The following is a 9,735-nucleotide window of genomic DNA, read 5'->3' on the forward strand; positions in this document are numbered from 1 at the left end:
ATAACTATGACAAATATGAACAGCTTCTGACATTTTGCATTTACGCGCCTGTGATGAAGTGCAGATATCGACATTCACAGGAGATCCGCCATGAGCAGAACCCCGGTTTTAGAGATGCGCCACATTGCCAAGACGTTTGGCAATTTCCACGCGCTCAAGGGCGTGGATTTGACGGTTTTCTCCGGTGAGATCCACGCGCTGATGGGGGAAAACGGCGCCGGAAAAAGCACGCTGATGAAGATCCTCGCAGGCGCCTATACCGCCAGCAGCGGCGACATCCTCATCGACGGTAAGCCGTTTCACATCAAAGGGCCGAAGGATGCGCTGGCCGCAGGCATTACCCTGATTTATCAGGAGATGCAGCTTGCTCCTAACCTGACCGTGGCGGAAAACATTTTTCTCGGCAGCGAGCTGTCGCGCGGCGGGCTGGTCCAGCGCAAAGAGATGGCTGCCCAGGCGCAGGCGGTCATTGACCGTCTGGGCGCGCAGTTCAGCGCCACCGACCTGGTCATGAAGCTGACCATCGCCGAGCAACAGCAGGTGGAGATCGCCCGCGCCCTGCACCGCAACAGCCGCATACTGGTGATGGACGAACCTACCGCCGCCCTCTCCTCGCGCGAAACCCACCGTCTGTTCGAACTGATTTTGCGCCTGCGCGATGAAGGGATGGCGATTATCTACATCAGCCATCGCATGGCGGAAGTGTATGAGCTTTCCGATCGCGTCAGCGTCCTGCGCGACGGGCAGTACGTCGGCAGCCTGACGCGCGACAAGCTGAATGCCTCTGAATTGGTGCGCATGATGGTGGGCCGCCCGCTCAGCGATCTGTTTAACAAAGAGCGCGATATTCCGCTCGGCAGCCCGCGTCTGAACGTGCACCACCTGACAGATGGCAAAAAAGTGCAGCCGTGCAGTTTGCAGGTGCGCTCCGGTGAAATCGTCGGGCTGGCAGGGCTGGTCGGGGCCGGTCGCTCCGAGCTGGCGCAGCTGATCTTCGGCGTGCGCAAAGCCACTGGCGGCATGATCGAGGTCGACGGCGAACCGGTGGTGATCCACTCCCCGCGCGCGGCCATTGAGAACGGCATCGGTTTTCTTACCGAGAACCGCAAGGAGCAGGGGCTGTTTCTGGAGCTGGCGGCGCAGGAGAACATCACCATGGCGACGCTGGAGCGCGACGCCACCTTCGGCTGGCTGAACCGCAAAAAAGCGCAGTCTATTTCCGATGACGCCATCGCCCTGCTCAATATCCGCGTGCCCCATTCTCAGGTGCGCGCGGGCGGGCTCTCCGGCGGCAACCAGCAAAAGCTGCTGATCTCCCGCTGGGTGGCGATAGGCCCGCGCATTCTGATTCTGGACGAGCCCACGCGCGGGGTGGACGTCGGCGCAAAAAGCGAGATCTACCGCATCATGAACCAGATGGCGCGCAAAGGGGTGGCGATTCTGATGATCTCCAGCGAGCTACCGGAAGTGGTGGGCATGAGCGACCGGGTGTACGTGATGCGGGAAGGCAGCATCGCGGGTGAACTCCACGGACGCGACATCTCTCAGGAAAACATTATGACGCTGGCAACCGGCGTGAACGACACACATCATCAGGCGGTGTAATTATGACAACTCCAACCCATCCGCAGCAGGTGGCGAAATCCGCCTCCGCCAAAAAAATGCTGATGAGCGATCTGATGCAAACGATCGGCATTTTGCCAATTTTAATCCTGATTGTGGCGGTATTTGGCTTTATCGCCCCAAACTTCTTCACCGAAAGTAACCTGCTCAATATTACCCGGCAGGCGTCGATCAACATCGTGCTGGCGGCGGGGATGACCTTCATCATCCTGACCGGCGGGATTGACCTCTCCGTGGGCTCGATTCTGGGTACTACGGCGGTAGCGGCGATGGTGGTCTCGCTTATCCCGGAATTTGCGATGCTCTCCATTCCGGCGGCGCTGATGCTCGGTATGGTGCTGGGGCTGTTCAACGGCGCGCTGGTGGCCTTCGCCGGGCTGCCGCCGTTTATCGTCACCCTCGGCACCTATACGGCACTGCGCGGCGCGGCCTACCTGCTGGCGGACGGCACGACGGTCATTAACTCCAACATTAACTTCGAGTGGATCGGTAATAACTATCTTGGTCCCGTACCGTGGCTGGTGGTGATCGCCCTGGCGGTGATTGTGGTGTGCTGGTTTATTCTGCGTCGCACAACCCTCGGCGTTCACATCTATGCGGTCGGCGGCAATATGCAGGCGGCACGCTTAACCGGCATCAAGGTCTGGCTGGTACTGCTGTTTGTCTACGGCATGAGCGGCCTGCTCTCGGGATTAGGCGGCGTGATGAGCGCCTCGCGCCTCTACAGCGCCAACGGCAACCTCGGCACGGGGTACGAGCTGGATGCGATTGCGGCGGTGATCCTCGGCGGCACCAGCTTCGTCGGCGGGATCGGCACGATCACGGGCACGCTGGTCGGCGCGTTGATCATCGCCACCCTCAACAACGGCATGACGCTGATGGGCGTCTCCTACTTCTGGCAGCTGGTGATCAAAGGGGCGGTGATCATCATAGCGGTGCTGATCGACAAATACCGTACCCGACACCATCAAAGTGCATAACAACAATACCCTACGTGAGGAATACAGCATGAGATTGAAGCCCTTAGTGACCGCGCTCTGTGCTGGCGCGCTGCTGGCCGCAACCCCGTTTGCGCAGGCAAAAGATCTGAAGTCCATCGGCGTGACGGTGGGCGACCTGGCTAACCCGTTCTTCGTACAGATCACCAAAGGCGCCGAGCTGGAAGCGCGCAAGCTGGCGGGGGATAACGTCAAGGTGACGCTGGTCTCCAGCGGGTACGATCTGGGCCAACAGGTGTCGCAGATCGACAACTTCATTGCCGCGAAAGTGGACATGATCATCCTCAACGCTGCGGATTCTAAAGGGATCGGCCCGGCGGTAAAACGCGCCAAAGAGGCGGGGATCGTGGTCGTGGCGGTTGACGTGGCGGCGGAAGGGGCCGATGCCACCATCACCTCTGATAACACCCAGGCGGGGGAGATGGCCTGTAAGTACATAACCGACCGCCTGAAAGGTAAAGGCAACGTGGTGATCATCAACGGGCCGCCGGTTTCTGCGGTACAAAACCGCGTGGAGGGCTGCCAGACCGAGTTCAGGCGCCACCCGGATATCAAAGTGCTTTCGGATAATCAGAACGCCAAAGGCAGCCGCGAAGGCGGACTGGAGGTCATGACCTCCCTGCTGGCGGCCAATCCGAAGATCGACGGCGTATTCGCAATTAACGATCCGACGGCGATCGGCGCCGATCTGGCGGCGAAACAGGCGCAACGCAATGAATTCTTTATCGTTGGCGTGGATGGCAGCCCGGACGGTGAAGAAGCCCTGAAGCGCGAAAACTCCCTGTTTGTGGCGACGCCGGCGCAGGATCCGCAGGTGATGGCGGCGAAGGCGGTGGAGATCGGCTATGACATTCTTCAGGGCAAACCTGCGCCGAAAGAGCCTGTGCTGATCCCGGTGACGATGATCGATAAAAAGAACGTCGGCACGTATAAGGGGTGGACGGTTAAGTAAACCCGGTGCGGCCTGATGCCCTCACCCTAACCCTCTCCCACGGGGAGAGGGAACTTACTCCCCCTCTCCCTTGAGGGAGAGGGCCGGGGTGAGGGGGTGGCATAAAACTCAAGGAGTCCCCATGAAACGCTCCGACATCAATGAAATCCTCGGCCACACGCGGCAGTTCTTCTCCATGCACGACGTGCATCTCCCGCCGTTTGCCAGCTTTCCGCCGACAAAATGGCAGCAGCTTGACCAGGCCGCCTGGCAGGAGGTGTTCGACCTCAGGCTTGGCTGGGACGTGACGGCGTTTGGCGGTAACAATTTTGCCGCACAGGGGCTAACGCTGTTCACCCTGCGCAACGGCTCCCCCAACGGCGTGCCTTATGAAAAGTGCTATGCCGAAAAAATCATGCACGTCCGCGACGGCCAGGTGACGCCGATGCATTTCCACTGGCGCAAGCGGGAGGACATCATCAACCGCGGCGGCGGGAATCTGATTATTGAGTTATGGAATGCAGGCGCGCATGAAGAGACCGAAAACACCGACGTGATCGTCACGATAGACGGCTGTCGGCAGACGCACGCGCCCGGTAGCCATCTGCGCCTCACGCCAGGGGAAAGCATCTGCCTGACGCCCGGCCTGTACCACAGTTTCTGGGGCGAACGCGGCTTTGGCGACGTGCTGGTGGGCGAAGTGTCGTCGGTCAATGACGATGAACACGACAACCACTTTTTACAGCCCATTGACCGCTACAACACCATCGAAGAAGACGAACCGGCGGTGCTGGTGCTGTGCAATGAGTACACCCTGTTTCGGATATAAGGAGTGAATGATGCCATTGATTTCTCTTGCCGACGGTCTGGCACACGCCAGAGAACACCGCTACGCCCTGGGCGCGTTCAACGTTCTCGACTCCCATTTTCTGCGCGCGCTGTTTGCCGCCGCGAAGCAGGAACGTTCGCCGTTTATCATCAACATCGCGGAAGTGCATTTTAAGTACGTGTCTCTGGAGTCACTGGTGGAAGCGGTGAAGTTCGAAGCCGCCCGTCACGATATTCCCGTGGTGCTTAACCTCGACCACGGGCTGCATTTTGAGGCGGTGGTGCGCGCCCTGCGCTTAGGGTTCAGCTCGGTGATGTTCGACGGCTCGACGCTGAGCTATGAGGAAAATATCCGCCAGACCCGGGAAGTGGTGAAGATGTGCCACGCGGTGGGCGTCTCGGTGGAGGCGGAGCTGGGCGCAGTCGGCGGAGATGAAGGCGGCGCGCTGTACGGGCATGCGGACGAAGCGTTCTTTACCGACCCACAGCTGGCGCGCGAGTTTGTTGATTCAACCGGCATCGATGCGCTGGCGGTCGCCATTGGCAACGCGCACGGCAAATACAAGGGCGAGCCGAAGCTTGATTTCCCGCGTCTGGACGCCATTCGCCAGCAGACGGGCCTGCCGCTGGTGTTACACGGCGGCTCTGGCATCAGCGATGCTGATTTCCGCCGCGCCATCGAGCTGGGCATTCATAAAATCAACTTCTATACCGGCATGTCGCAGGCCGCGCTCGCCGCCGTTGAGCAGCGCATGGCGAACCGCCAGCCGCTGTACGATGAGTTTGCCGAACTGCTGCTGGGCATTGAAGAGGCCATTACCGATACGGTTGCGGAGCAGATGCGCATCTTCGGCAGCGCGGGGCAGGCATAATGGAACGCAAAGGGATTATCGCCGCAGGCAATATGCTGGTGGATCACGTCCACCAGATCGTGCAGTGGCCGGAGCGCGGCTGGCTGGCGGAAATCACCCACAGTGAACGCTCAACCGGCGGTGCGCCGCTCAACGTTCTGCTGACGCTGGCGAAAATGCACGTCGGCCTGCCGTTACAGGCGGTGGGGCTGATTGGAGAAGACAGCGACGGAGACTATATTCTGGCGATGCTCGACCAGTATCACGTCAATCGCCAGCGCGTGCAGCGTACAACGTTCGCCCCAACGTCGATGTCGCAGGTGATGACCGACCCCAGCGGACAGCGCACCTTTTTTCACTCGCCGGGCGCCAACCGCCTGCTGGATCTTCCCGCCTTCGATCGCTTCGACGGATCGCTGAAGATCTTCCATCTCGGCTATCTGCTGCTGCTCGACAGCCTGGACATGCCGGACGAGGAGTTTGGCACCCGCAGCGCGCGGTTACTGGCACAGATGCGCGATCAGGGGTATGAAACCTCGCTCGATCTGGTCTCCCGCAAGGGCGATCCGCGCTATCAGCCGCTGGTGCTCCCTGCCCTGCGTCATCTTGATTATCTGGTGATTAACGAACTGGAAGCCGGTGAGTTTAGCGGGCTTGAGATCCGCGACGGCCATGATGCGCTGAACATGGCCCATATCGCCGACGCTGCCGCACAGCTGCTGGCGGCAGGCGTGCGGCAGCGGGTAGTGATCCACTGTCCGGAAGGGGCATGGGGTGAAGCGCCGGGTGAAAAAGGGCAATGGGTTCCGTCGTGGAAGCTGGCGCAGGACGACATTATCGGCAGCGTCGGCGCGGGCGACGCGTTTTGCGCGGGCTTTTTATACGGTTGCCATGAATCGCTGTCGCTTACCGAGAGTATTTATCTGGCGCACGCCTGCGCGCGGGCCAGCCTGCTGGCGGCCAATGCGATTGACGGCGCGAAAACGCTGGCCGAGCTTCAGGCGTTTATTCAGGAGAACGGTCAGGCGGCTTTTTCATGATGGGAAACGTCCGTGGCAAAAACATAGCCCAGACCGCGAATGGTTTTGATCAGCAAAGGCTGGTGCGGATTGACCTCAATTTTTCGCCGTAGCCGCATGATCAACACGTCGATAGTGCGGTCAAAGACCTCGGCGCTTTCGCTGTGGGTCAGCTCCAGCAGCTGTTCACGGCTCAGTACCCGGCGGGCGTTTTGCGTTAATGCCAGCAGCAGGCCGTATTCGCCCTGGGTTAACGGCACGGTATTACGCTGCGGATCGCTCAGCTCGCAGCGGGTGGTGTCCAGCGTCCAGCCGTTAAAGGCAATACCTTCAACGCGCGGCGCGGCAGGCTCCGCGTCCAGCGCGCCGGTACGACGCAGCACCGCCTTAACGCGGGCGACCACCACGCGCGGATTGAACGGTTTTCCGATGTAATCATCAGCGCCCATTTCCAGCCCGACGACCACATCTGATTCACTTCCCAGCCCCGTCAGCATCACCACCGGTAGCGACGGTCGCTGCTTTTGCAGTTGCAGCAAAACCTGTAATCCGTTGATATCCGGCAGCATCATGTCCAGCAGAACCAGCGCAATGCCGGGGTCCTGCTGGACACGGTTCACCGCGTCCTGACCGGTGTGACACGTCAGCACGGTAAAGACGTGCTCGCTGAGCACATCCTGTAGCAGTTCGCAGACTGCGACATCATCATCAACCACCAGAATCGCCGGTTTCATCGCATGCTTCCGTCAGGGAATTATGTTAAGTCTGAACCATTCTGCCGCTGGCTCCAGCCGAATTGTTTTTTACGTGACGGAAATTCAATCCATGTCACATCCCCTGCCCTTTCGACACGTCAATTTTGACGATTGGCTGTTTTTCGTCAGGGTTTTGCCCCGCAAAGGGTCGTAAAGTCAGGAAATACCCATAGTAAAAACATGGCATAGAAGCTGCATATTGGGCAGGTAAGAACTGTTTAACTGGAGCAAAGTGATGAAAAAAGTCGTCACGGTTTGCCCTTATTGTGCCTCAGGTTGCAAGATCCACCTGGTGGTCGATAACGGCAAAATCGTCCGGGCGGAAGCGGCGCAGGGGAAAACCAATCAGGGCACGCTGTGCCTGAAAGGGTACTACGGCTGGGATTTTATTAACGATACCCAAATCCTCACCCCGCGCCTGAAAACCCCTATGATCCGTCGCGAGCGCGGCGGCAAGCTGGAAGCCGTCTCCTGGAATGAAGCGCTGGATTACGTCGCCACGCGCCTCAGCGCCATCAAGGCCAAGTATGGCCCGGATGCGATTCAGACTACCGGCTCCTCACGCGGAACCGGGAATGAAACCAACTATGTGATGCAAAAATTCGCGCGCGCCGTTATTGGTACCAATAACGTCGACTGCTGCGCTCGCGTCTGACACGGCCCATCGGTTGCAGGTCTGCACCAGTCGGTCGGTAACGGCGCAATGAGTAATGCCATCAATGAGATAGATAACACCGATCTGGTGTTCATCTTCGGCTATAACCCGGCGGATTCTCACCCTATCGTCGCGAATCACGTCATTCGCGCCAAACAGAACGGGGCGAAAATCATCGTCTGCGATCCGCGCAAAATTGAAACCGCGCGCATTGCGGATATGCACATCGCACTGAAGAACGGCTCGAACATCGCGCTGTTGAATGCGATGGGGCACGTCATTATTGAGGAGAACCTCTACGACCAGGCGTTTGTCGCGAGCCGTACGGAAGGGTTTGAAGAGTATCGCAAGATTGTCGAAGGCTATACGCCGGAGTCAGTAGAGGCGATAACCGGCGTCAGCGCACAGGAGATCCGCCAGGCGGCGCGGATGTACGCCGGAGCGAAAACCGCCGCCATTCTATGGGGCATGGGCGTGACCCAGTTCTACCAGGGCGTGGAAACCGTGCGCTCGCTCACCAGCCTCGCCATGCTGACCGGCAATCTGGGTAAAGCGCATGTGGGCGTGAACCCGGTGCGTGGTCAGAATAACGTGCAGGGTGCGTGTGATATGGGCGCGCTGCCGGACACCTATCCGGGCTACCAGTACGTCAAATTCCCGGAAAACCGCGAGAAGTTTGCGAAGGCCTGGGGCGTGGAGAGTCTGCCGGCACACACCGGATACCGCATCAGCGAGCTGCCGCACCGCGCGGCGCACGGTGAAGTACGTGCGGCCTACATCATGGGTGAAGATCCGCTCCAGACCGACGCCGAACTGTCTGCGGTGCGCAAAGGCTTTGAGGATCTGGAGCTGGTGATTGTCCAGGATATCTTTATGACCAAAACCGCGGCGGCGGCGGATGTGATTCTGCCGTCGACCTCCTGGGGCGAGCATGAAGGTGTCTATACGGCGGCAGACCGCGGCTTCCAGCGCTTCTTCAAGGCCGTCGAGCCGAAGTGGGATCTGAAAACGGACTGGCAGATCATCAGCGAAATCGCCACCCGCATGGGCTACCCGATGCACTACAACAACACCCAGGAGATCTGGGACGAGTTGCGGCATCTGTGCCCGGACTTTTATGGGGCAACCTATGAAAAAATGGGTGAGCTGGGCTACATCCAGTGGCCGTGCCGGGATGAGTCAGAATCCGATCAGGGGACGTCATACCTCTTTAAAGAGAAGTTCGACACCCCGAACGGGCTGGCGCAGTTCTTCACCTGCGACTGGGTCGCGCCGATTGATAAGCTCACCGACGAGTATCCGATGGTGCTCTCCACCGTGCGTGAAGTGGGCCACTACTCCTGCCGTTCCATGACCGGCAACTGCGCCGCGCTGGCGGCGCTGGCGGATGAACCGGGCTACGCGCAGATCAACACCGCCGATGCCGAACGGCTCGGTATTGAAGATGAAGCGCTGGTGTGGGTGAACTCGCGTAAAGGCCGCATCATTACCCGCGCGCAGGTCAGCGACCGTCCGAACAAAGGGGCAGTCTATATGACCTACCAGTGGTGGATTGGCGCCTGTAACGAGCTGGTGACGGAGAACTTAAGCCCGATAACCAAAACGCCGGAGTATAAATACTGCGCCGTAAACGTGGAGCCAATAGCGGATCAACACGCTGCGGAACAGTATGTGATCGATGAATATAACAAGCTGAAAGCCCGCCTGCGCGAAAGCGCAATGGGATGAAGCCGTTAATTAATCGCTGACTAATATGGGGTGAGATATTCACCCCATTATTATTTCTGGCATCGCTATTAATTACATCTATATATATTTCTGAAGATGCCTCGCAGAAAAAATGTAATTTGCGCGAAAATTAATTACATCTTTTCATTTTAATTCAGAGGGATAAGATATGCGGCGGGTGCTTAAGACTTTCTGTCTTGAGCATTGTTGAGGGACAGAAAGTGGAAAGCCCCGGGAAATTTGCATTTACCTGTACTGCACCCATTTTGTTGGACGATGAAATGGAATAGTCCCTGATATGTCAAAGCCAAAATACCCCTTCGAAAAGCGCCTTGAAGTCGTGAATC

Annotated in this window: 8 protein-coding genes; 7 read left to right on the forward strand and 1 reads right to left on the reverse strand. The window is 58.5% G+C overall.

The features are described from left to right. Positions 1–90 precede the first annotated feature (90 nt). The 6 genes from ACNQ0W_RS21370 to ACNQ0W_RS21395 all read left to right on the forward strand — a co-directional run bounded on the left by ACNQ0W_RS21370 (position 91) and on the right by ACNQ0W_RS21395 (position 6,271). On the forward strand, positions 91–1,605 hold the full coding sequence (locus ACNQ0W_RS21370; protein ID WP_062933792.1) for a sugar ABC transporter ATP-binding protein: 1,515 nt from the start codon (positions 91–93) through the stop codon (positions 1,603–1,605). 2 nt (positions 1,606–1,607) lie between these two features. Continuing rightward, complete coding sequence (locus ACNQ0W_RS21375) at positions 1,608–2,603, forward strand: ABC transporter permease subunit (protein ID WP_045334732.1); 996 nt, start codon at positions 1,608–1,610, stop codon at positions 2,601–2,603. Between the two features lie 28 nt (positions 2,604–2,631). Beyond that, entirely contained in the window at positions 2,632–3,573 is a 942-nt protein-coding gene (locus ACNQ0W_RS21380) for an ABC transporter substrate-binding protein (protein WP_003860240.1), read from the forward strand. A 121-nt stretch (positions 3,574–3,694) separates the two neighbouring features. Beyond that, positions 3,695–4,381, forward strand: coding sequence for a D-lyxose/D-mannose family sugar isomerase (locus ACNQ0W_RS21385; protein ID WP_062933791.1), 687 nt, complete (start codon positions 3,695–3,697; stop codon positions 4,379–4,381). A gap of 10 nt (positions 4,382–4,391) precedes the next feature. After that, positions 4,392–5,252: a ketose 1,6-bisphosphate aldolase gene (locus tag ACNQ0W_RS21390; RefSeq protein WP_006810451.1), complete on the forward strand. Its 861-nt coding sequence runs from the start codon at positions 4,392–4,394 to the stop codon at positions 5,250–5,252. Then, positions 5,252–6,271, forward strand: a complete 1,020-nt coding sequence (locus ACNQ0W_RS21395; RefSeq protein ID WP_062933790.1) for a carbohydrate kinase family protein — start codon at positions 5,252–5,254, stop codon at positions 6,269–6,271. The genes ACNQ0W_RS21390 and ACNQ0W_RS21395 overlap by 1 nt, the downstream gene beginning before the upstream one ends. Here ACNQ0W_RS21395 and ACNQ0W_RS21400 read toward each other — a convergent pair. After that, a complete protein-coding gene (locus tag ACNQ0W_RS21400) occupies positions 6,253–6,984 on the reverse strand; it encodes a response regulator (protein ID WP_032104458.1) in 732 nt (243 codons plus the stop codon). The genes ACNQ0W_RS21395 and ACNQ0W_RS21400 overlap by 19 nt on opposite strands. Before the next feature lie 256 nt (positions 6,985–7,240). Between ACNQ0W_RS21400 and fdhF the strand changes: the two genes are divergently transcribed. Then, on the forward strand, positions 7,241–9,388 hold the full coding sequence (fdhF, locus tag ACNQ0W_RS21405; RefSeq protein ID WP_080024796.1) for a formate dehydrogenase subunit alpha: 2,148 nt from the start codon (positions 7,241–7,243) through the stop codon (positions 9,386–9,388). Positions 9,389–9,735: the final 347 nt, after the last annotated feature.

This window comes from Enterobacter cloacae complex sp. 6730903 (assembly GCF_048283985.1).
GTDB classification, from domain to species: Bacteria; Pseudomonadota; Gammaproteobacteria; order Enterobacterales; family Enterobacteriaceae; genus Enterobacter; species Enterobacter hormaechei_C.